Source organism: Pseudomonas sp. P105, assembly GCF_032614175.1.
Classification (GTDB): domain Bacteria; phylum Pseudomonadota; class Gammaproteobacteria; order Pseudomonadales; family Pseudomonadaceae; genus Aquipseudomonas; species Aquipseudomonas rhizophila.
The window spans coordinates 237,943-260,149 of sequence record NZ_CP126693.1; the positions used below are offsets into that span (position 1 = coordinate 237,943).

Below are 22,207 nucleotides of genomic sequence, written 5' to 3' on the forward strand. Positions count from 1 at the left end.
GGGCAATCCAGGGAATGAATAGAAGTCAGAAGTTATTCGCAATGAGTGTGCTGGCGTTGACGGTCAGCGGATGTGCGGTCACCAGCGAGCCGATCGAGCGTAGCGTCAGCGAACAGCGCGCCCGGACCGACCTGCAGAATATGTACAAGGATCAGGAGCCCCTCAGCGGCCCGCTGACCCTGCACCAGGCCATGGCCCGTGCGGTGAAGTACAACCTTGAAGGCCGTTTGAAGATCATGGAAGAAGCCCTGGCCAAGCGTCAGCTGGACCTGGCCAGTTTCGACATGCTGCCGCGCATGGCCCTGGACGCCGGCTACGTGGGCCGCAACAACGTCAGCGCTTCCAGTAGCCAGAGCGTGGAAACCGGTACCCAGTCTCTGGAACCGTCGACCTCCCAGGACCGCGATCGCGAAGTAGCCGACCTGACCATGGTCTGGAACGTGCTCGATTTCGGCGTGAGCTACATCAGCGCCAAGCAGGCCGGGGACCAGCGGCTGATCGTGCAGGAGCGTCGGCGCAAAGTCATCAACACCATCGTCCAGGATGTGCGTTCGGCTTACTGGCGAGCCATGGCCGCCGAGCGCCTGCTCAAGCAGATCGACAGCCTGATGGTCCGAGTCGATACGGCCCGCGGCAACAGTCAGAGCATGAGCGAGCAACGCATTGGCGATCCGGTGCAGGCACTGGGTTACCAGCGTTCGCTGATCCAGGCCACCCGCCAGCTCGAAGAGCAGCGCCGGGCGTTGTCCCTGGCCAAGACGGAACTGGCGACGCTGATCAACCTGCCCCTGGGCACCGAGCTGACCTTGGCCACCCAGGATGAGTACGTCATCCCGGAACTCAAGGTCGACCTCGCGCGCCTGGAACAGGAAGCCCTGACCAGTCGCCCGGAACTGCGCGAGCAGGACTACCAGACGCGCATTACCGCCGCTGAAACCCGCAAGGCCATGCTGCGCCTGTTACCTGGGCTGGAGTTCTCCGCTGGGGGGCATTACGACAGCAACTCGTTCCTGGTGGAGCAGGGCTGGGCTGACTATGGCGTGAAGGTCACCTGGAATCTGTTCAACGTGATCTCCGCCCCGGCGGCCATCAACGTGGCCAAGGCCGGTGAAGAGGTCGCGGCGGCGCGGCGCCAGGCGATGTCGATCGCCGTGCTGGCGCAGCTGTACGTGGCCAATGCCAATTACCGCGAGGCGCTGCGCCAGTTCAAGACCAGCCAGCAGCTGTCGGAGATCGATGGGCAGATCGTGGGTCAACTGCGCAACCGCCATCAGGCCGCCGGCTTGGGTGAGCTGGACCTGATCCAGGGCGAACTCAATACGCTGCAGGCTGACTTGCGGCGGGATCTGGCCTATGCCGACCTGCGCAACGCCTATGGCCAGATCTTTGCCAGCGCTGGCCTCGACCCGTTGCCCGATGAAGTGCAATCGACCCAAGTGCAGTCCATTGCCACGGCGTTGGCCAACCGCGAAGCGGCGTGGGCCCAGGGCGATATCGCGGTGCCGACCGCGGCGGTGACCCAGTAACAGGCCGTACGCATGGTGCGCCCGGCGTTTTCCCGGCTGCCGGTAACGGTGAACCTGCCTTTGCTGTTGCAGGCACTGGCAGCCGTTGAGGACGATCATTGGCAAGGCCACTTCAACAGCGCGTACTACAGTGGTGACTGGAGTGGCGTGGCGCTGATTTCGGCGGTCGATGCCTTGACCTCGTTGTCTCCCGGGCGCGGTCAGCCCGTGCAGCGCGCGCTCTGGTCAGAGGATGACCGTTGGCACGAGGCGTTGCGCGACTGGCCGTTGGAGATCGTCTCGGCCCGGTTGCTGCGACTCGGTCCCGGCGGGTGTATCCACGAGCATCGCGATTATGACCTGGGTGGCGCGAACGCCGATCTGCGCCTGCATGTGCCGCTGCTCAGCCCGTCTGGCGTGGATTTCTGGCTGGATGGGCAACGCATTCCGATGACGGCGGGCGAATGCTGGTTTCTTGATCTGTCGCTGCCTCATCGCGTCGATAACCACAGCAGTCAGCCGCGGATTCATCTGGTGCTCGATTGCCGCCCCAGCCCATGGCTGCAACGGCAGGTCGCCGCCGGGCTGCTCAGCACACCGGCAATCGTGGCTGAGCGAAGTGATCTGGTGTGCTTTGAGCAGCTCGTTGAAACCGACCCTCAACTTGCCCGGACTTTGCAGAGCCTGCATGACGTAGACGCTTTCATTGAGTGCGCAATCGCCATGGCTGCCGCACGCGATTTGCACGTTACCCGGGAGCAATTGCAGGCGGCCATGCGCAACGGTCGCCGGCAGTGGAGTGATCAGTGGAAGGCCTGAACCTGAACGGCTGGCTGCCGATCCGCGTGTGGCAAGCGGCGGGGCAGTGGCGGGTTGACTGGTGCTGGTTCGGAGAGGCGCGATTGTCGCAACCGTTCTTCGGCGACGCGGTGGAACACGCCCTGCGGTTGCCCTTCAATCAGGCGTTCCGCCGCCAGACAGCCTTGAGCGCCCTGGACCAGTGGAGGCAACAAAGCCCAGGCCTGCCCCCGAGTGCATTCATCTTCCATGCCTCCCGCTGTGGCTCGACATTGATCAGCCAGATGCTGGCACAACTGGACGACCACCTCGTCATTTCAGAACCGCCGCCTTTGGATACTCTGCTGCGCAGTGATATGGCGCACGCTGACCGTTGTGTGGCACTCAGGGGGCTGATGTCGGCCTATGGGCAGCGCCGCCGAGGCGTGGAACAGCGGCTGGTGATCAAGCTTGACGCCTGGAACATCGGTGAACTGGCGCTGCTGCGCGAATGTTTTCCCGACACGCCTTGGTTGTTCGTGTACCGCGACCCTTTGGAAATCGCCGTTTCCCATTGGCGTCGTCCCGGCATGCACATGGTGCCGGGGATGATCGGGACAAGCGTGTTGGACGACGGATTGCCCTTCGACGGCCAGGAAGATTTCATCGCGCGCCGACTGGGGCGGTTGTTGCAGGCGGGGTTGGAGCACTGCCATGAGTTTGCCGGGCTGGCGGTTAATTACGCTGAGTTGCCTGATGCGATGGCAGGGCGGCTGGCGGTGTTTTTCGGGCTGAATGACGCCCAGCGCCGGCAAGTGTTTGCCATGACGGGGCAGCATGCCAAGCAGCCGGGGCAGGCGTTTGCCGGTGATAGCGAGGACAAGCGTCGGGAGGCTTCGTCACGGCTGCGCAATCAGGTGATGCATTGGGCGCAGGGGGCCTATGAGGCGCTCGAAACCTGGCGCGTTGGCCGGCATCAATGTTGACTGACCCTGCGCAATCGCGAGCAGGCTCGCTCCCACATTTGTTTTGTGCTGGTTTGAGTATCCGCGACTACCCTCAATTCCCTGTGGGAGCAAAGCTTGCTCGCGAGGCGGCCTGACAGCCGGCCTGGCTCTCCCGGTTGTACGTCGATCAAACTGTGGGAGCGAGCTTGCTCGCGAAGGCGGCCTGACAGCCGACCTGGCTCTCTCGGTTGTACGTCGATCAAACTGTGGGAGCGAGCCTGCTCGCGATGGCGGCCCGATAGCCGGCCAGGATTTGGTTGACTGGGTACATATCCGTTGCTGTGGTAATGGCGGCTTATGGTTCCGCCCTTACGGCGGGTCACTTTCGAAAAGCGCGAAAGTAACCAAAGCGCTTCTACCCCACCACTCGGCACCTCGCTTAGGCTCGGTGTGCCCTCACTCCGGCATTGCTCCGTGGGCCCGCCGCGAAGGGCCATCCATGGCCCAGCGCGGCTATCCCGGCATCCATGCCGGGATGCCCACTACGCAATACCTGCGTTCGGCCAGCGTGGTTAACGGGGCCCCTAGATCAAAAGCCGAAACGAGGCGGCCTGACAGCCGGCCTGGCTTTAGCGGGTGTACACCCATCAGACTTGTTTGAGCAGGACCTGTGGGAGCAAAGCTTGCTCGCGAGGCGGCCTTATAGCCGGCCTGGCTCTTGCGGGTGTACTCCAATCCAATTGTGGGAGCGAGCTTGCTCGCGAAGGCGGCCTTATAGCCGACCTGGCTCTTGCGGGTGTACTCCAATCCAATTGTGGGAGCGAGCTTGCTCGCGAAGGCGGCCTGACAGCCGACCTGGTTTCTCCCGGTCGTACTCCAATCCAATTGTGGGAGCGAGGCTGCTCGCGATGGCGTCGGCACAGTTTGCATCAAAGCAAAGCGCTACCCTTGGTCCCAGGCGCCGCCATCTCCTTCGTTTCCAAATGATCCAACGCCCGCTCAACCAACAACTGAACCCCATCGGCCATGCGGCTGATCGCCAGGGCGACGCAGCGGCGTGAGTCATCGACATCGTCAGCCAGGTCGGCGGCGATGGTGCTGATGGACAGCAGGTCTTCGGAGGCATTGGCGAGCAGGGTTTCGGTGTCAATGTGGGGGGCGACGATGAAAAGCTGGTTTTTATCGGGTTCGGGCGGTGAGGAAGGTTGGGGTTTGAGGTAGTAATCGAGGGCGCGGGTGGCGGCGTCTTCGAGCTTTTTTTCTTCGAGGGCTTCGACGCGGGATTTATGGCCGCTTTGCGGCGGATTCGGTGTTGCTTTGAACATAATGATTTCCCTGGAGGTGGAGCCGACACCCATCGATTGCACTTCGAAAAAGGTGGCAGCTGTACGTAGGTGTGCAAGACCGGTCCAGGAACCCGGCAGACCCGAAAGTCTCCCACGCGCAGCCGCCATAACAGTCGGCGAGCATAGAAAAATACTCGGCGAATAGCCATAACGAATGCGTTCCTAGATCGGACTTGCACGTCCGTGTCACCGTTTTTTGCGATGACGGACAAAGGTTAGCGGCGCTCGAGATCGCTGCCTAGTTCATGAACAACGCTGCGTATTGAAGGAAATGTCCGAGGGTTTGGCGGGGGAAAAGATCAAAGGATCGCAGTCTTCGGTAGCTCCTACAGAAGTGGGTGTAGGAGCTACCGAAGACTGCGATCCTTTGATCTTTCGCTTGGAATTCCATGCCCTGCGCAATTGATCAAGACTTGTTGGGCGACAACTCCGCCATCCCCTTGAGCAACTCGATCGGCAGCGGAAAAACGATGGTGGAGGTCTTGTCCCCGGCAATGGAGCCCAGTGTCTGCATGTAGCGCAGTTGCATGGCGCCAGGCTGGCGACCGAGCATTTCGGCGGCTTGCATGAGTTTTTCCGAGGCTTGCAACTCGCCTTCGGCGTGGATCACCTTGGCCCGTCGTTCCCGCTCGGCTTCGGCTTGCCGGGCGATGGCGCGGATCATCGATTCATTGAGATCCACGTGCTTGATTTCCACGTTGGCCACTTTGATACCCCAGGCGTCGGTCTGGGCGTCCAGCACTTGCTGGATGTCGCTGTTCAGTTGCTCGCGCTCGGCCAGCAATTGGTCCAAGTCATGTTTGCCGAGAACGGCGCGCAAGGTGGTCTGGGCCAGTTGGCTGGTCGCCATGAGGAAGTTTTCGACCTGGATAATCGCCTTCTGTGGATCGAGCACGCGAAAGTACAACACCGCGTTGACCTTCACCGAGACGTTGTCGCGGGTGATCACGTCCTGCGCCGGTACGTCGAGGACAATGGTGCGCAAGTCGACGCGGATCATCTGCTGCACCACGGGAATCAGCAGGATCAGCCCGGGCCCTTTGACCTGCCAGAACCGGCCGAGCTGAAAAACCACCCCGCGTTCGTATTCGCGCAGGATCCGGAACGTTGAAGCCGCCAGTGCTATCAATAGCAACAACAGCATCGTGAAACCGATTTGCATACCCATATCAGGCTCCTTGTGAATCAGCGGCGGCCACTTCCAGTAGCAGACCCTTGCGTGCGATGACCCGCACGGCCTGGCCAGGCCGCAGCGGCATCGCGCTTGTCACCTGCCAGCGTTCGCCTTCCAGCTGGATCCAGCCATGATGGTTATTGCCGGCCTGTAACGCTGTCACCGCCGTGACGCTGCCCAACAACGCGGCATCGCCGCTGACGGGTTGGCGCGGTCGGGTTTTCAATGCGCGGACCAGGAGGGCTATCAGCAAAAAGCCACTGATCAGACCCAGGACGATCATCAGTGGGACCGGTATATCGGCGTTGGTCAGGATGATCGCGCCAATGACGCACAGAATGATGCCGCCCAACCCGGCGACTCCGTAGTTGGGCAAGGCGGCCTCGGCGATCAGCAAGGCCACGCCCGCAGCAATCAGCCAGAAACCCAAGGGATTGGCCGTCAGTAGCGCGAGTCCGTCGGCCGCCAATGCGGGCCCGCTCATGGCCAGCAATGCGACCATCAAACAGCGAATGTTCACTGGATCCTCCGCGATGTGATTGGGAACTCTATCTAGAGTCTAGTTCACGCGTGGTTTGATCGAATTTTGATCAGTCTGGCGGTCGTCAAGAGGCTAGACTGCGGGGAGTAACCCAGCCATCCGATCTATGCTCAGGAGTCCCGCATGGAATCCCCGATCCACAGCCTGCCCGCGCTGTTCAAACAATTGGGCCTGTCTGACGACCCCGTTGATATCGACAAATTCATCACGACCCATTCACCCCTCAAGCCTGAACTGCACTTGGCTGACGCGTTTTTCTGGAGCACAAGCCAGCAGCAGTTACTGCGTGAAGAAATCCTCGAGGACGCGGACTGGGCGGAAGTGGTGGACCAGTTGAATGTGTTGCTGCGCAAGGGACGCAACGAGTGACACGGAAGCGGAACCTGTGGGAGCGGGCTTGCTCGCGAATGCGTCGTATCAGCCAGCGTCACCGACAACTGGCCCAGCGCTTTCGCGAGCAAGCCCGCTCCCACAGAGAAAAGTACTTATTCTTAACTGTTATTAATAAATAGCTTCTTATTCCTTAATCAATCTGGCTCACCTCCCTATACTCGCCTGCAACAGACACGCGGGAGAGCACCCATGCGCAACGAATCGATTCGCTACCTAATTGTGCCGGGCTGGCAAGGATCGCCGCAAAACCACTGGCAAACCCATTGGCAGAGCAGCCTGCCCAACAGTGCCCGGGTCGAGCAGGCCGACTGGTTGACCCCCCGGCGTGAAGACTGGGTGGCAGCGCTGGCCGAAGCCATTGCCGCCGACAGCAGGCCGGTGATCCTCATTGCCCATAGCCTGGGTTGCATCACGGTTGCCCATTGGGCGGCCAGCGCGCCGGTGCAGTTTCTGCAGCAGGTGCGCGGGGCGTTACTGGTGGCGCCGGCGGATGTCGAACGGCCGGCCTGCGCGCCTGCGTTGCGCAATTTCGCGCCGATTCCCACCGATCTGCTGCCATTTGCGAGCCAAGTGGTCAGTTCCGACAATGACCCCGCCGTAAGCGTTGAGCGCGCGCTTGAACTGGCGCGTCATTGGGGCGCCGAGGCCGGGATTCTGGCCGGGGCGGGGCATATCAATGTCAAGTCTGGCCATCAGCGTTGGGAGCAGGGTTTCGCCTATCTCTATCGTCTGCAAACCCGCATGGAGCACCACGCCCTGCGTCGCGCCTGAATTTTTTTGCCCTCCCGTCTCCCGGCGGTTGGGGCGGGAGTCTGCCATGAGCCTGCATGAAACACTGGGTCAGCCGTTGCTGACGTTTCCCGACGCACAAAAAAGCCCCCTGAGCATTCGCGCCAAGGCGTTGGTGTTCGTCGACCCGCGTTCGCGGCAACTACGCCACGCATTGGAGCAACTGGCGCCGCGCTCGATCGCGGTACTGATTCGCGGCCAAACCGGTACGGGCAAGGAGTTGCTTGCCCGTTACCTGCATCGTGAAAGCGCTCGCGGTGGGCTGTTCGTTTCGGTCAATTGCGCTGCGATCAGCCCGACTTACGCCGACGCCGAATTGTTCGGTTATGCCGTCGGCAGCCACAACGGCTCGGCCAGTAGCCGCGCCGGCTGGTTCGGCTCGGCCAATGGCGGCACCCTTTATCTGGATGAGATCGGCGATTTACCGCTGCCGATCCAGCTAAAATTGTTGGCGGCTCTGGAGAACCACGAAGTCATCCGCGTCGGCGCCCACCAGCCCAGCCCTGTGGATGTGCGCCTGGTTGCGGCCACCAGCATCGATCTGGCGCAAGCAGTGGCTGCCGGTAAATTCCACCAACGGCTCTATGACTATCTCAGTGAAGGTCAACTCGAGTTGCCGGCTTTGCGCGAGCGGGTGGGCGATATCCTGTCCCTGGCCGAGTACTTCCTGGGCATCTACAGCCAGCGCCTCGGCCTGGCGGTGCCGCTGATCAGCGAAGCCGCGCAGCACGCGCTGGAACGGCACGACTGGCCGGGCAATACCCGCGAGTTGGAGAACGTCATTCATTTTGCGTTGCTGGTGAGCACCGGCGATCAAATATTGCCGGAACATCTCAATTTACCGCATCAACCGACACCCGCAACGGTGATTGAGCAAATGGTTCTTGAGTTGATCAGGCAAGGTGACCGGCAACAACTTGAGCGACTAAAGACGTGGATCGCCGGGATCTGATGCCTGCGTCAATAATGTTACTGAATCATTTGAGCGCTGATGATTTTTATATTGTTGGCGTTGTTGTTGTGCGGATCCCGTAAGTGTTGGGGCTGTTTCATTGTGTGGCCAGTTATAAGTTGTCATTCAAATAATTTGTCTGGGTTTTGATCTTGATTGATGGCGCCGTGGTGATGGTTAATTAAATGGCGCAAGCAATGTGGCTGCCAAACTGGAAGGCTGCCACTTATCAATCAAGTAACGGACTAAGGATTTGAAAATGGAACTTAATAATAATGAGCCTGGTGTGGCGACCTGGTCTGACCTGAAGACCTTTAAGATTTTTTCAGTCTCGGGCGGTAATCAGTTGTACCGCAACGGTTATCAGCAATTGAAGGTTAAAGTGGTTGTCGAGGTCGAAGACTGGCTCTGGGGCAGTGTCGCTCTAAGCCAGTCCGAGCTGGACTCCATTGTTCTGGTCGATGCATTGACCGGATTGGCATTGACCAAAGACCGGCACCGCGAAGACATCAAAGACTGGAGGTACACCGAGCGGGAGGACAGCCGTTTTCGCCAGCTTCCTCCGAATGGCCCTATCCAAGGCTCGGTGCCGTCGGGTGAGTTTGTTTACACCAAAGATTTTTATGTCACGACCCGTTCCGACACACCGATAGATTTACAGCTGTGCATCACGCGGGCCGATGGCAAAAAATTTCTATCTTCCAAGGCCAGCGAGTTTGGCTCTCTGGTATTGATTCCACTGGCGCCCGCTGTTTACCGAAGTGAGCAGTACTCTGTTCGCGCCATCCCCGCCTACTATTCCAGCCAATCGCCTGATATCGCGAAAGTCGAGGGTTTTGTCCTGGAGTTGATCGTTGACCAGCAGCGAATGGAATTTGTGGCGGACTTTTTTATGAGGACGCATCTTCAGATAGGAAGCTCGGACAATCGATACTCGGGTTATTACGTGGTGGGCTATGGCGCTGGTCGCGCAATACGAACGTCAGCCTATTTGAGTTGGGAACGGCCGGATGCGGTAGGAAGGAATTTAAGCGAAAAGGGCGCGGTTGCATTCGTTCTGGCGTTCGGAAAAAAGGGTGGGCCGGTGTGGGTCCGAGAGAATAGAAACAGTGCTGCACTGGAAATGCGTGATGTATTTGGAAATTTCCATCAACTGCGCGTCGGGATAACTGAAGAGACGTTGGCGGTCTGGGTCGCCCGGTAAATCAGAAACCATGTTCAAGGAAGAATAGATGAGTCGCTCAGTTTCATTCAAAGAGCAGTTAACTTCGGCTGCCTTCAGGTTTGATAGTTTCATTCGTTCGGGTGTTGATCCTCGTACCGGTAGTTATAGTTGCAGCGTGGCGCTGGATGCAGCGCCCACTGACGCAGCCGGCGGGTCGAAGCTACCGCTTACCCTTTCATATGATTCCTTCAATAATCAAAACATGGGTTTAGGCACCGGCTGGTCCCTGCGCACCTGCAGCTATGAGCAACGCCGACGCAAGCTGACACTGTCGAACGGCGTGACCTATCAGCTTCTGGTCAGCGAAGGCCAGGCCACGTTCAAGGATAAAAAGCTCGATAACCTGAACGTTACGGTGCAAGGCGATGAACTTGTCATTGAGCATATCGATGGGCGGACCGAAATACTCTCGCGCCCCTCTGCAACGGCTGACGAGTGGCTGCTGACGCATGCGTATTGCCCCAATGGCACGCAAACGCGCTATGCCTACAGGCTCATTTCCGGACAGCGACGGCTGACGGAGGTTTATCACCAACATCACCGCCTGTTGAGTATCGACTATGCCCAGAACGGAGGAACGCCACCGACCATTACCTTGTGGCCGGATATGCCTTCAAAAAGACTCCAATACCGGTTCGCGCTCAACAATGAACTACTCCAGCGCATCATTCTGGTCACGGCCGAAAATAATCAGTTGATGTGGTCCTTTGGTTATCGGCGAATCAATGGTTTTTTGCTGATGACCAACGTCCAACAGCCAAGCGGCGCGCAGGAAACGCTCAGTTACAGGCCTGAGGGACATCGCTTGCCTACGGGGGCGCCGGTCTCTTCGTTGCCGGTTGTCGTCCAGTCGGTCATGTCCCCCGGCGGGGGGCAGCCGGCCATGATGAGCAAATATGAATACTCGCGCAGAAACTTTCTCGGGTTCGATTCGCGCGCGCTCTGGACCGCTGACAGTGATGTGCTTTATGGCTTGAGCGGGCAGTACGAGTACGCTTGCACCCAGATACAGATCGCCCTGGATGAAGGTGGTCAGCGTGAGGCGTCTCGCGTCACGCGTACCTACAACCGCTTTCATTCGATGATTTCGCAAAGAACGATCAGTGGCGGCAAGATGCAACTGCGGGAGATCGAATACCACGATGTCCCCAATAGGGCTTTCGAGGATCAGCCCCCACAGTTCCAGATGCAACGCGTGGTGCGCGACAGCTTCTTTGACAGCAGCGATGCCGCGGATGCGGGGCGCAGTAGAATCAGAAGCGAGGTCACCCGCACGTCCTATGATGAACATGGGAATCTGCTGGAAAAGACCAGTCCGAGCGGAGTGCGTGAAGTCTATGAATACTTCCCCGCACAAGGGGATGCTGACTGCCCTGCCAGTCCATTGGGCGTGCCGTCCTTGCTCAAACAGAAGTCCATTTTCGCTTCCCCTGACTTCGCTGCCGCGCCTACAACGGTGGTCCGTTACACCTACGCTGAGCTGCCTTCGTTACGTCCCGGTGGCGGCCGTTGTGTGCAGCTCGCCAGTGAAACACTGTACGAAGAAGGCGTCAGCGAGCCATGGGTGGACTGTCGATTAAGGTACGTCAACGACGTCAATGACGTCTTCCATGCAAGGCTGCAAAGCAAAGTTGAAACGGTAGGCGGTGTGCGGACTGAATACCATTATGCCTACCAGCGTGAAAACGGGCATGTCCGCACCGACCAGACCTTTAGCGCCGAAGGCGTGAGGCACTTGCGACAGAGCTGGCATGACGAGTGTGACTGGCTGATCAAGACCCGTGAATCCGGGGGCAGCAGCGTCAGCATGAAATACGATTCGCTGGGGCAACTGATCCGTGAAACGGTGATGCCAGGCACCGACAGCGCAGCGTCGCGTCAATTCACCTATCACCCGTTCACACCCGAAGATCCGTTTGTCACGGTCATCGTCACGGATTCGCGGGGTGTCCAGACAGCGACCCGCAGTGACGGCGTCGGCCGCACCATCAGCGTCCAGAAGCAGGATGTCGATATGCCTGGCGCGCCCATGCGCCTGACCTATCAGGCCGAATACGACAGCCTCGGGCGCCTGAAGGCTGATGAAGAAACCGACTGGTTCGAGGGCCAGGCGAAATCACTGAAGACCCTGTACGAGTATGACCCGTGGGGACATCAGAGCCGCGTCCGTCGCCGTGGACAGGTGATCGTGCATGATGAGGTCGACCCGGTAGCGCTCACTCGCACACAGTGGATGGAAGGCGCTGGCAAGACGCGTACGTTCACGAACGTTTTTGGCAAACCGTCGCGCATCGAACGGGTGGACCTGTCAGGTGTTGTTCGAGAGGTCACCGCCTACGAATACGATGGGCTGGGACGGTGCATCAGGCAAAGGGCTTCTGACGGGGCGGTGACTCGCTACAGCTACGATCTGGCGGGGAGGGTCCTGAGTACGGTTTTGCCCGACGGTACGGTCATCAAGAAGCAGTACGCGGTACACAGCCAGGGTGACCATCCCACGCAAATCAGCGCCAATGACTACGTGGTGGGTAGCCGAACCTACGATGGGCTGATGCGTATTACGCTCAATCGCTCAGGTGGTCGCACTGAACGATTGGTCTATGAAGGCTCCAGCAGGAACGCTTCACAGAGGATCACTGCGGCCGGCAAAGTCCTGCGGTTCACCCTTGATCCGTTGCTCGATGATTGTGTCACCGAGCGCGCAGGCAGCCAGGCGCCGGTTTCGACAAGGCATCGTTTTGATCCGCGCACCGGCCTGCTCCAGGAGTCGGCCAACGCGCTGGTGCAGCGACGCATGGAATATTCTGCGTCCGGTCGGCTCAAGCAGGAAAAATGGGTAACTGCGCTCGACCGGTTCGAAAGTTCGCAAACCCACTCGTTGATGGGAAAGCCAATTTGCCATACAGACGTCAACGGCGCGGATCGCACCTGTCTTTATGACGAGACAGGACGGTTGTCGGGCATCACCCAAGGCCGAGTCTGCGTCGCCTACTCGTACAACGCTCAAGAGCACCTCAGTTGTATCACCGTCACCGACGCTCAATCGGGCCTGTCGATGGTCACCGACCTGGTGTACGACGAGTTTGGCCGCGAGGTTCTTCGACGTTCCTCCTCCCAGGAAAAAGACGTCCTGGAGTTGGCCCAGTCGTTCGGCCCCGGCGATAAGCTCAGCCAGCGCACGCTCAAGGTCGGGAACGTCCTCCTGCGCCTGGAATCGTTCACCTATGATCTGCGTGGCCGCTTGGAGCGTTACGCCTGCAAGGGTGAGCAGGCGCCCGTGGATACGCAGGGAAAAGTTATCGTTTCCCAGGATTTCACTTACGACTATCTCGATAACATTCGTCAGGTCACCACCCGTTTCGTCGGTGGCGAGAACGTTGCGAACTATCGGTATGACCTGGCTGACAAAACGCAACTCAGTGCCGTCATCCACAGTCATCCCGACTATGTGGCGGGCAATACAACCTTCAGTTATGACGCGGACGGCAATCTGCTCAACGATGGGCAAGGGCGCAGGCTGCTTTATGACGAGTTGGGCCGCCTGGAAAGCGTGACGTCGGCGGACTCCAGATCGACGTTGGCCCGCTATCGGTATGACGCCGCGGATTGGCTCCATGCCTTTGAGCTGACGGGGGAGAAGGCATACCGGCGTTTCCACCATCAAGAGCAGTTGTGCAGCGAAGTGGCGGGTGACGAGAGGCGCAGCATCGTGCGCGAAGGGCGGCAGTTGCTGGCCCTGTTGCAAGGCCAGGAGACGGCGCTGTTTTGCACCGACGCTTACGGCAACGTCCTGCAGGCACTTTCCGGTGCAGACACCACCACGCAGGCTTATTCACCCTATGGGCAACGCCCGGTGTCCGACGGGTTGGGTAGCCTGTTCGGTTTCAATGGCGAGCCGCTGGACCCCGTGACGGGATGTTACCTGCTGGGTAATGGCTACCGGGCTTACGATCCGGTACTGATGCGATTCCACCGGCCCGACAGTTGGAGCCCGTTCGATGGCGGCGGCCTCAATCCTTATGCCTATTGTCTGGGAGACCCGATCAATCTCAGCGACCCGACAGGCCATATTTCTGCCTGGGGTTGGGTCAAGATAGGTCTTACTGCTGCTTTTGCTGTGGCTTCCGTCGCATTGACCCTTGCGACCCTTGGCGCATCCGCACCTTTGGTCGGGGTGTCATTTTCGGCTGCGGCGGCGTTGACGCTGGAAGTGGTGTCAGGCGCGGCATCGATTGCATCGGTGGTGTTGACGGAGGCAGCCCCGGATGCCGTCGCCACGCAGATTCTCAGTTACACCAGTATTGCGCTGGGTGTTGTGTCCGGCGGGGCTTCCCTGGCGGGCAAGGTATTGGGCAAAGGCACAAGCGTGGCGTTGCAGAAAACCGTCGAGGCACTCGGTGATACCGTGACATTGAATCGTGGCAATGCCTTGCGTGCGGTACGTGTTGGTGAATATGCCAAGGCCGCGAGCCGTCTGATTCCTGAAGGCGGGCGGCGTAACTTCATCGCTGTGCAAAACGACCTGAGGAATGTACTGACAGCCAAGGATGTGGTCGGTTACGTCAAGTATCCGGTTGACGGCGTCAGGTACACGATCGATAGAGACCGGTACATCGAAAAAGCCAAAGAGTATCTCCAGCGCGCGGACGAATTTTTCGGCAGCCAGTCGCTTTGGCAGGCACAGGACGAAATCTATGGTGACGTCAGGAAGCGAAGCGCCGATATCCGATTTGCCTGACGAGGAAATTACGCCTGCTCATTTATGGCTTATGGGTATAAGCACCTCAATAAAAGATATTGTTAAGGCATAAAAAATATCGGTATCGTCCACATCACGCCAGCGATAGCACTTCGCTGGCACTTCCATTGTTTGACCGTGGTCCATGACGACGGTGATCTTCGATAAGGACACTGCATGAAAAAGGTTCTGTTATTCACCGCGTTGGCAGCAGCCCTGACCTCGGGTCTGGCCCAGGCGGCGGAGAAACTCGTCGTGGCGGCCACCCCGGTGCCCCACGCTGAAATCCTTGAGCTGATCAAGCCGGCCCTGGCCAAAGAAGGCGTGGACCTGCAAATCAAGGTGTTCACCGACTACGTTCAACCCAACGTACAGGTTGATCAGAAGCGCCTGGACGCCAACTACTTCCAGACCCTGCCGTATCTCAAGAGCTTCAACGAAGGCAAAGGCACCGATCTGGTGACCGTGATCGGCGTGCATGTGGAACCGTTCGGTGGTTACTCGAAGAAAGTCAAAAGCCTGGCCGAACTCAAGGACGGCGCGACCATCGCCATCCCCAACGAAGGCAGCAACAGTGGTCGTGCCCTGATCCTGTTGCAGAAGGCGGGCCTGATCGAGCTCAAGGACCCGAAAAACGCCCTGGCCACGCCCAAGGACATCGCCAAGAACCCGAAAAACTTTCAGTTCAAGGAGCTGGAATCGGCCATGCTGCCGCGTGTGCTGGATCAGGTCGACCTGGACATGATCAACACCAACTACGCCCTGGAAGCGGGTCTTAACCCGGCCAAGGATGCGCTGGTGATCGAAGGTTCGGATTCGCCCTACGTGAACTTCCTGGTGGCCCGCCCGGACAACAAGGACAGCCCGGCCATGCAGAAACTGGCCAAGGCCCTGACCAGCCCGGAAGTGAAGGCATTTATCGAGAAGAAATACAGCGGCGCGGTACTGCCGGCGTTCTGATCGAACAGCAAGGATTTTAAGTTTCAACGCCGACGGCTTTGCCAGCGTCGGCGTTTTTTTTGTGCCGACGCTCAGAACCCGTCTTGATCGATGTAGCTATGCAGGCGGTTTTTTCAATGCGCGGCGCAGGGCCACGAGCAGTTTGACGATGTCGCGTGGGTCGAGGTGTTGCGGGGCTTTCACGTCAGCCATTGTGATCTTCCTTGTGATGGGGGCCAGGCAGTCTGGCCATAAGCTGCGGTTCCTTGGAGAGGTCCGTCGAGAAATAGACCCGTCCTACAGCCAGTGGAAAAATAGCCTTCTTACTTGGCCCCTGCAAATACCGTCGATCAATCCGGCCAGCTCCAGGCCGGCGCATCCAGTATTCCCTGGCCGACGATCCCGGTCTGGCCCAGATCTTTCTCCAGCACGATGCAATTGCAGTCGTTGTCCTGCTGCAAGGCGGTGATCAAGCGCCGGGCATGGGAGACCACCCAGACCTGACAGTGCGCTGAAGCGCGGATGATCAACCGCGCCAGGGCCGGCAACAGGTCCGGGTGCAGGCTGGTTTCCGGTTCGTTGAGCACCATCAGCGAGGGTGGGCGCGGGGTGAGCAGTGCGGCTATCAGCAGCAGATAGCGCAGGGTCCCGTCGGAAAGTTCGGCGGCCGACAGCGGGCGCAGCAAGCCATGCTGATGAAACTCGATGCCGAAACGCCCGCCTTGCAGTTTCTCGACATGCAGCCGGGCACCGGGGAATGCGTCGCTGATGGACGAGTGCAAGGCTTGATCGTCGCCGATCTCAAGAATGGTTTGCAGGGCAGCGGCCAGGTCACGCCCGTCGTGGTGCAGCACCGGCGTGCGGGTGCCCAGTTGCGGCTGGCGCGCCGGGGCGTCGGCGTCGCTGCGAAAGTGGTCATAGAAGCGCCAGCGACGAATGAACTCGCGCATCTGCAGCACCTCCGGTGAGGTGCGCAGGCTGCCGACCTGGTCGAACAAACTGTCAAAGGTGGGCGTGTACTGAGCCAGGACGTCCCAGGTGCGACCGTCCCGGGCACGGATCATGGGCCCGTTGCGATCCACCAGCAGGCTGGCGGGACGAAACACCGGGCCGGCCCAGATGCATTCGCGCTTGATTTCAGGGTCCAGCGAAAACGCGGACAAACTCGGTTCCGGCAGGCCGAGGGAAATCGAATAGCTGAAATCTTCCCCGGCAAAACCCAGGCGCAGGCGTTTCGTGCTGAGCCGCACCGTAGCTCCGATGGGCACCTCGCCGTTGCGCATACGCCGGCTGATCACTTCCGGCCCGGCCCAGAAGGTCGAGTCCAGCCCGCCTTCGCGGGCCAGGGCGTTGACCACGCCACCCTGGGCGGTCTCCGCCAACAGGCGCAGGGCACGATACAGATTGGATTTGCCACTGCCGTTGGGGCCGGTGATCAGGTTCAGCCGGCCCAGGGGGATCACCAGTTTGTTGATCGAGCGGTAGTTGGCCACCGCCAGTGTCTTGAGCATGTGCAAATTTTTCCCGCTGCCGCAAAGGCACTAGTCTGCCTGATGGGTGTATCCATTGTGATCCTGTGGCAGGTGTTGAACCCTGTTCTAAGCTCACAGTCGTATCGTCACTGGTACGTCCGTACAACGCAAAGGAGTCTGCATGGCTGGTCCTCGAAGTAAAGTTCTGGTTGGCCTTGGCTTGTGTGTGGTGTTGGCCGGATGCGGTGATGAAAAACCCGAGGAAAAGGCCCTGCCGAGGGTTTTCGTGCAACAGGCCGTGCCCACCGAATATGCCGCCTCGGTGACCCTCACCGGTGACGTCCAGGCTCGGGTGCAGACCGATTTGTCGTTCCGCGTGGCCGGCAAGATCGTCGAGCGCAAGGTGGATGTCGGTGACCGGGTTTCGGCTCGACAGGTGCTCGCCCGGCTCGACCCCCAGGATCTGCAGACTCGTGTCGACTCCGCCCAGGCTCAGGTGGCTGCCGAACAGGCGCGGGTCAAGCAGAGTGCGGCGGCGTTCGTGCGCCAGCAAAAACTCTTGCCCAAGGGTTATACCAGCCAGAGCGAATATGACACGGCCCAGGCGCAACTGCGCAGCAGCCAGAGTGCGCTGACCGCTGCCCAGGCCCAGTTGGCCAACGCCCGCGAACAACTGAGCTATACCGCGCTGATCGCCGAGGCTCCGGGCATCATCACGGCACGGCAGGCGGAGGTCGGCCAGGTGGTGCAGGCCACGGAACCGATCTTCAGCCTGGCCCAGGACGGAGAGCGCGACGCCGTGTTCAATATCTACGAGTCACTGTTGCGCGAACCGCCCTCGGATCCCGCCATCGTCATCAGCCTGCTGGACAACCCGGCCATCAAGACCACCGGTACGGTGCGCGAGATCACCCCGGCGGTTTCCGCTGAAACCGGCACCGTGCAGGTCAAGGTGACGCTCAGTGAGTTACCCGAAGGCATGCGCCTGGGTTCGGTGGTCAGTGCCACCGCCAAGTCTGCCGGCAAGACCGCCGTGGAACTGCCCTGGTCGGCGCTGACCAAGAACCTTCACGATCCAGCGGTGTGGCTGGTGGACGATGCAGGCAAGGCGCAGTTGCACAATGTCACCGTCGGCCGGTATCTCACCGGTAAGGTCATCATCAGCGACGGGCTCAAGGGGGGTGAGACAGTGGTCACTGCAGGTGGGCAATTGCTGCATCCCGGCGTGCGCGTAGAGATCGCTGAAAATACCCATGAGAAATCCCCGACGGGAGTCCAGCCATGAAGCGTTTATGGATGGTCTCGGCTGGCCTGTTGCTGGCGGCGTGCTCGAAGGAAGAGCCGCCACCTGAGCCGGTGCGCCCGGTGTTGTCCATCGAGGTTCGCGCGCTCGACCAGCAAGCCCTTGGGCGCTTCGCGGGCAGCATCCAGGCCCGTTACGAGACCAATGTGGGGTTCCGCGTGCCGGGACGGATCGCCAGCCGCAACGTCGATGTCGGCGCCGAAGTGAAGAAGGGTGATTTGCTCGCTACCCTCGACCCCACCGATCAACAGAACCAGTTGCGCGCCGCCCAGGGCGACCTGGCGCGGATCGAGGCGCAGTACATCAACGCCCAGGCCAATGCCCGTCGCCAGCAGCAGTTGTTCGACCGTGGTGTCGGCGCGCAGGCGCAACTGGACATTGCCCAGACCGATCTGAAAACCACCGCGGCTTCCCTGGAACAGGCCCGTGCATCGGTGGAGCAGGCTCGCGACCAACTCAACTACAGCCAGTTGCACACCGACCACGATGCCGTCGTCACGGCCTGGAATGCCGAGGCCGGGCAGGTGGTCACTGCCGGCCAGCAAGTGGTGACCCTGGCGCGCCCGGACATCAAGGAAGCGGTGATCGACCTGCCGGCCGGCCTGGCTGAGCGCCTGCCCGCCGATGTCGTGTTCGAGGTCGCCGGGGAACTGGACCCGAGCATCCGCACGACCGCCACCGTGCGCGAGATCGAACCCCAGGCCCAAAGCGCCACCCGCACGCGCCGCGCACGGCTGACCCTGGGCGATACACCGCCAGGCTTTCGCCTGGGCACGGCCATCAGCGTGACCCTGAGCTCAACCATCGAGCCGCGCATCGAGCTGCCGCTCAGTGCCTTGCAAGAGGTTGATGGCACAACGCGGATCTGGCTTGTCGATCCGCAGAGTCAGACCGTTTCCCCCCGAGAGGTGAGGATTCTCAGCCGCTCCACCGACTCGGTGCTGGTGGCCAATGGCATCAAGCCCGGCGACCGTGTGGTCAGCGCCGGTGTGAACAGCCTCCAGCCGGGGCAGAAAGTGAAACTCGACGAGGACGCACGATGAAAGGGCCTTTCAACTTATCCGAATGGGCCCTGCGGCATCAGTCGTTTGTTTGGTACTTAATGTTCGTCGCCCTGTTGATGGGGGTGTTTTCCTACATGAACCTGGGGCGCGAAGAAGACCCCTCGTTCACCATCAAGACCATGGTCATCCAGACTCGTTGGCCTGGCGCGACCCAGGAGGAAACCCTCAAGCAGGTCACCGACCGCATCGAGAAAAAACTCGAAGAGCTCGACTCTCTCGACTATGTCAAAAGCTATACCCGACCAGGGGAGTCGACGGTGTTCGTGTACCTGCGCGATACCACCGACGCCGAGGAAATCCCCGGGATCTGGTATCAGGTTCGCAAGAAGATCGACGACATCCGTGGTGACTTCCCCCAGGGCCTGCAGGGCCCGGGATTCAACGACGAATTCGGCGATGTGTACGGGTCGGTCTATGCCTTCACCGGCGACGGGCTTTCGATGCGTCAGTTGCGCGATTATGTGGAGCAAGTGCGCGCCGAAATCCGTGAGGTACCGGGCCTGGGCAAGGTCGAGATGGTGGGCGAGCAGGATGAAGTCCTGTACCTGAATTTTTCGACCCGCAAGCTCGCCGCGCTGGGTATTGATCAGCGCCAGGTGGTGCAGAGCCTGCAATCCCAGAACGCTGTGACTCCCGCCGGGGTGATCGACGCCGGGCCGGAGCGGATTTCCGTACGCACTTCCGGGCAGTTCCAGTCGGAAAAGGACCTGGCCAACGTCAATCTGCGGCTCAATGATCGTTTTTATCGCCTGGCCGACATCGCTGACATCAGTCGCGGTTATGTCGACCCCGCGACCCCAATGTTTCGCTTCAATGGCACGCCGGCCATTGGCCTGGCGATTGCGATGAAGAAGGGCGGCAACATCCAGGAATTCGGCAAGGCACTGCACGCGCGCATGAACGAACTGACCGCCGATCTGCCAGTGGGCGTCGACGTGCATACCGTGTCGGACCAGGCCGAAGTGGTGGAGGAAGCGGTCGGCGGTTTCACCAGCGCGTTGTTCGAGGCGGTGATTATCGTGCTGGTGGTCAGCTTTATCAGCCTTGGCTTACGGGCCGGGCTGGTGGTGGCCTGCTCGATTCCGCTGGTATTGGCGATGGTCTTTGTGTTCATGGAATACAGCGGCATCACCATGCAGCGGATTTCCCTTGGTGCGCTGATCATCGCCCTCGGTCTGCTGGTGGACGACGCGATGATCACCGTGGAGATGATGGTCACGCGCCTGGAGAAAGGTGAAACCAAGGAGCAGGCCGCGACCTTCGCCTACACCTCAACGGCGTTCCCGATGCTCACCGGGACCCTGGTGACCGTGGCCGGGTTCGTGCCCATCGGCCTGAACGCCAGCTCCGCCGGCGAGTACACCTTTACCCTGTTTGCAGTCATTGCCGTGGCGATGCTGGTGTCGTGGATTGTCGCGGTGCTGTTCGCCCCGGTGATCGGCGTGCACATCCTCAGTACCCATGTGAAACCCCACAGCAACGAGCCAGGACGGATCGGCCGGGCTTTCAATGGCGGCTTGCTGTGGGCGATGCGCAATCGCTGGTGGGCCATCGGCATCACCGTGCTGCTGTTTGCGTTGTCGGTGTTTTGCATGCGTTTTGTGCAGAACCAGTTCTTCCCGTCTTCGGACCGCCCGGAAATTCTGGTGGACTTGAACCTGCCGCAGAACGCTTCGATGGACGAGACCCGCAAGGCGGTCGATCGCCTGGAGGCGACGCTCAAGGGCGACCCGGACATCGAGCGCTGGAGCACCTACATCGGTGAGGGCGCGATTCGTTTCTACCTGCCGCTGGACCAGCAGTTGCAGAATCCGTACTACGCGCAACTGGTGATCGTCAGCAAAGGCCTGGAGTCGCGCACGGCCCTCACCGAACGCCTGCAAAAGCGTCTGCGCGAGGACTTCGTCGGCATTGGCAGCTACGTGCAGGCCCTGGAAATGGGCCCGCCGGTGGGGCGGCCGATCCAGTACCGGGTCAGCGGCAAGGACATCGACCAGGTGCGCAAGCACGCCATCGAACTTGCCAGCGAACTGGACAAGAACACCCACATTGGCGAAATCATTTATGACTGGAACGAGCCGGGCAAGGTGCTGCGTATCGACATTGCCCAAGACCGGGCGCGGCAACTGGGCTTGTCTTCGGAGGACGTGGCCAGGCTGATGAACAGTATCGTCAGCGGTTCGCCGGTGACCCAGGTCAATGACGACATCTACCTGATCAACGTGGTCGGTCGTGCCGAAGACGCCGAGCGCGGTTCGCCGCAGACCCTGCAGAACTTGCAGATCGTCACGCCGAGCGGCACCTCCATTCCGCTGCTGGCGTTCGCCACAGTGCGCTATGAACTGGAACAACCCCTGGTGTGGCGTCGCGACCGCAAGCCCACCATTACCATCAAGGCCGCGGTGCGCGATGAAATCCAGCCCACCGATCTGGTGAAGCAACTGCAACCGGCCATCGATCAATTCGCTGCCGGCCTGCCGGCGGGCTACAAGGTCGCCACCGGGGGGACGGTGGAAGAAAGCAGCAAAGCCCAAGGGCCGATTGCCAGCGTCGTGCCGCTGATGCTGTTTTTGATGGCGACCTTCCTGATGATCCAGCTGCACAGTGTGCAGAAAATGTTCCTGGTGGCCAGCGTCGCGCCCCTTGGGTTGATCGGCGTGGTGCTGGCGCTGGTGCCGACGGGCACGCCCATGGGTTTTGTGGCGATCCTCGGGATACTGGCACTGATCGGCATCATCATCCGCAACTCGGTGATCCTGGTGACCCAGATCGATGAGTATGAACGTGACGGGTACGAGCCCTGGGATGCGGTGGTGCAAGCCACCGAACATCGGCGTCGGCCGATTCTGCTCACCGCGGCCGCCGCGAGCCTGGGGATGATCCCGATTGCCCGGGAAGTGTTCTGGGGGCCGATGGCCTACGCGATGATCGGCGGGATCATCATCGCCACCCTGCTGACGTTGTTGTTCCTGCCGGCGCTGTATGTGGCCTGGTACAAGATTCGCGAGCCCAAGCGCGACTGAACAGGCGGTGAATCATTGG

16 protein-coding genes are annotated in these 22,207 nt (G+C 60.1%); 12 read left to right on the forward strand and 4 right to left on the reverse strand.

The window, feature by feature from the left end:
* Window positions 1-14: 14 nt before the first annotated feature.
* From QOM08_RS01005 to QOM08_RS01015, 3 genes are read left to right on the forward strand one after another with little or no spacing between them, the layout of a single operon-like run.
* Window positions 15-1,526 carry a TolC family protein gene (locus tag QOM08_RS01005; protein WP_076383244.1) on the forward strand — a complete coding sequence of 504 codons (1,512 nt, stop codon included), beginning with the start codon at window positions 15-17 and terminating at the stop codon, window positions 1,524-1,526.
* 12 nt (window positions 1,527-1,538) lie between these two features.
* Complete coding sequence (locus QOM08_RS01010; protein WP_188251741.1) at window positions 1,539-2,324, forward strand: aspartyl/asparaginyl beta-hydroxylase domain-containing protein; 786 nt, start codon at window positions 1,539-1,541, stop codon at window positions 2,322-2,324.
* Entirely contained in the window at window positions 2,312-3,268 is a 957-nt protein-coding gene (locus QOM08_RS01015; RefSeq protein WP_188251742.1) for a sulfotransferase family protein, read from the forward strand. The genes QOM08_RS01010 and QOM08_RS01015 overlap by 13 nt, the downstream gene beginning before the upstream one ends.
* An 890-nt stretch (window positions 3,269-4,158) precedes the next feature.
* Here the strand turns inward: QOM08_RS01015 and QOM08_RS01020 are convergent.
* From QOM08_RS01020 to QOM08_RS01030, 3 genes are all read right to left on the reverse strand, one after another.
* On the reverse strand, window positions 4,159-4,554 hold the full coding sequence (locus QOM08_RS01020; protein WP_188251743.1) for a DUF6124 family protein: 396 nt from the start codon (window positions 4,552-4,554) through the stop codon (window positions 4,159-4,161).
* 427 nt (window positions 4,555-4,981) lie between these two features.
* The gene (locus QOM08_RS01025) at window positions 4,982-5,743 is read right to left on the reverse strand and encodes a slipin family protein (protein ID WP_047226796.1); all 762 of its coding nucleotides are present in this window, start codon (window positions 5,741-5,743) and stop codon (window positions 4,982-4,984) included.
* A gap of 1 nt (window position 5,744) precedes the next feature.
* Entirely contained in the window at window positions 5,745-6,269 is a 525-nt protein-coding gene (locus QOM08_RS01030; protein ID WP_047226797.1) for an NfeD family protein, read from the reverse strand.
* A gap of 144 nt (window positions 6,270-6,413) precedes the next feature.
* Here QOM08_RS01030 and QOM08_RS01035 point away from each other — a divergent pair, with 144 nt between their 5' ends.
* The 6 genes from QOM08_RS01035 (at window position 6,414) to QOM08_RS01060 (ending at window position 15,347) form a co-directional block, all read left to right on the forward strand.
* Window positions 6,414-6,659 (forward strand): DUF2789 domain-containing protein, encoded by a 246-nt coding sequence (locus QOM08_RS01035; protein ID WP_076383248.1) that lies wholly within the window; start codon window positions 6,414-6,416, stop codon window positions 6,657-6,659.
* A gap of 213 nt (window positions 6,660-6,872) precedes the next feature.
* Window positions 6,873-7,454: an alpha/beta hydrolase gene (locus tag QOM08_RS01040; RefSeq protein ID WP_188251744.1), complete on the forward strand. Its 582-nt coding sequence runs from the start codon at window positions 6,873-6,875 to the stop codon at window positions 7,452-7,454.
* A 46-nt stretch (window positions 7,455-7,500) separates the two neighbouring features.
* The gene (locus tag QOM08_RS01045) at window positions 7,501-8,424 is read left to right on the forward strand and encodes a sigma 54-interacting transcriptional regulator (RefSeq protein WP_076383250.1); all 924 of its coding nucleotides are present in this window, start codon (window positions 7,501-7,503) and stop codon (window positions 8,422-8,424) included.
* Window positions 8,425-8,683: 259 nt separating this feature from the next.
* Entirely contained in the window at window positions 8,684-9,628 is a 945-nt protein-coding gene (locus QOM08_RS01050) for a hypothetical protein (protein WP_188251746.1), read from the forward strand.
* A gap of 28 nt (window positions 9,629-9,656) precedes the next feature.
* Window positions 9,657-14,387 carry an RHS repeat-associated core domain-containing protein gene (locus QOM08_RS01055; RefSeq protein WP_316912446.1) on the forward strand — a complete coding sequence of 1,577 codons (4,731 nt, stop codon included), beginning with the start codon at window positions 9,657-9,659 and terminating at the stop codon, window positions 14,385-14,387.
* Window positions 14,388-14,564: 177 nt separating this feature from the next.
* A complete protein-coding gene (locus QOM08_RS01060; RefSeq protein ID WP_047226803.1) occupies window positions 14,565-15,347 on the forward strand; it encodes a MetQ/NlpA family ABC transporter substrate-binding protein in 783 nt (260 codons plus the stop codon).
* Window positions 15,348-15,676: 329 nt separating this feature from the next.
* On the opposite strand, the gene QOM08_RS01065 is transcribed toward QOM08_RS01060, so the two are convergent.
* Complete coding sequence (locus QOM08_RS01065; protein ID WP_316912447.1) at window positions 15,677-16,837, reverse strand: AAA family ATPase; 1,161 nt, start codon at window positions 16,835-16,837, stop codon at window positions 15,677-15,679.
* A 142-nt stretch (window positions 16,838-16,979) separates the two neighbouring features.
* Between QOM08_RS01065 and QOM08_RS01070 the strand changes: the two genes are divergently transcribed.
* Genes QOM08_RS01070 through QOM08_RS01080 form a run of 3 tightly spaced genes read left to right on the forward strand, consistent with a single transcriptional unit; the run spans window position 16,980 to window position 22,188 of the window.
* Window positions 16,980-18,083 (forward strand): efflux RND transporter periplasmic adaptor subunit, encoded by a 1,104-nt coding sequence (locus QOM08_RS01070; RefSeq protein WP_107323105.1) that lies wholly within the window; start codon window positions 16,980-16,982, stop codon window positions 18,081-18,083.
* Window positions 18,080-19,144: an efflux RND transporter periplasmic adaptor subunit gene (locus QOM08_RS01075; RefSeq protein ID WP_107323104.1), complete on the forward strand. Its 1,065-nt coding sequence runs from the start codon at window positions 18,080-18,082 to the stop codon at window positions 19,142-19,144. The genes QOM08_RS01070 and QOM08_RS01075 overlap by 4 nt, the downstream gene beginning before the upstream one ends.
* On the forward strand, window positions 19,141-22,188 hold the full coding sequence (locus QOM08_RS01080) for an efflux RND transporter permease subunit (protein ID WP_160894070.1): 3,048 nt from the start codon (window positions 19,141-19,143) through the stop codon (window positions 22,186-22,188). Before QOM08_RS01075 ends, QOM08_RS01080 begins: the two co-directional genes overlap by 4 nt.
* Window positions 22,189-22,207 lie beyond the last annotated feature (19 nt).

Coding starts and splice junctions, on each gene's coding strand:
- QOM08_RS01005 (WP_076383244.1), top strand. CDS start 15: ATGAATAGAAGTCAGAAGTTATTCGCAATGAGTGTGCTGGCGTTGACG.
- QOM08_RS01010 (WP_188251741.1), top strand. CDS start 1,539: ATGGTGCGCCCGGCGTTTTCCCGGCTGCCGGTAACGGTGAACCTGCCT.
- QOM08_RS01020 (WP_188251743.1), bottom strand. CDS start 4,554: ATGTTCAAAGCAACACCGAATCCGCCGCAAAGCGGCCATAAATCCCGC.
- QOM08_RS01025 (WP_047226796.1), bottom strand. CDS start 5,743: ATGGGTATGCAAATCGGTTTCACGATGCTGTTGTTGCTATTGATAGCA.
- QOM08_RS01035 (WP_076383248.1), top strand. CDS start 6,414: ATGGAATCCCCGATCCACAGCCTGCCCGCGCTGTTCAAACAATTGGGC.
- QOM08_RS01040 (WP_188251744.1), top strand. CDS start 6,873: ATGCGCAACGAATCGATTCGCTACCTAATTGTGCCGGGCTGGCAAGGA.
- QOM08_RS01045 (WP_076383250.1), top strand. CDS start 7,501: ATGAGCCTGCATGAAACACTGGGTCAGCCGTTGCTGACGTTTCCCGAC.
- QOM08_RS01050 (WP_188251746.1), top strand. CDS start 8,684: ATGGAACTTAATAATAATGAGCCTGGTGTGGCGACCTGGTCTGACCTG.
- QOM08_RS01055 (WP_316912446.1), top strand. CDS start 9,657: ATGAGTCGCTCAGTTTCATTCAAAGAGCAGTTAACTTCGGCTGCCTTC.
- QOM08_RS01060 (WP_047226803.1), top strand. CDS start 14,565: ATGAAAAAGGTTCTGTTATTCACCGCGTTGGCAGCAGCCCTGACCTCG.
- QOM08_RS01065 (WP_316912447.1), bottom strand. CDS start 16,837: ATGCTCAAGACACTGGCGGTGGCCAACTACCGCTCGATCAACAAACTG.
- QOM08_RS01070 (WP_107323105.1), top strand. CDS start 16,980: ATGGCTGGTCCTCGAAGTAAAGTTCTGGTTGGCCTTGGCTTGTGTGTG.
- QOM08_RS01075 (WP_107323104.1), top strand. CDS start 18,080: ATGAAGCGTTTATGGATGGTCTCGGCTGGCCTGTTGCTGGCGGCGTGC.
- QOM08_RS01080 (WP_160894070.1), top strand. CDS start 19,141: ATGAAAGGGCCTTTCAACTTATCCGAATGGGCCCTGCGGCATCAGTCG.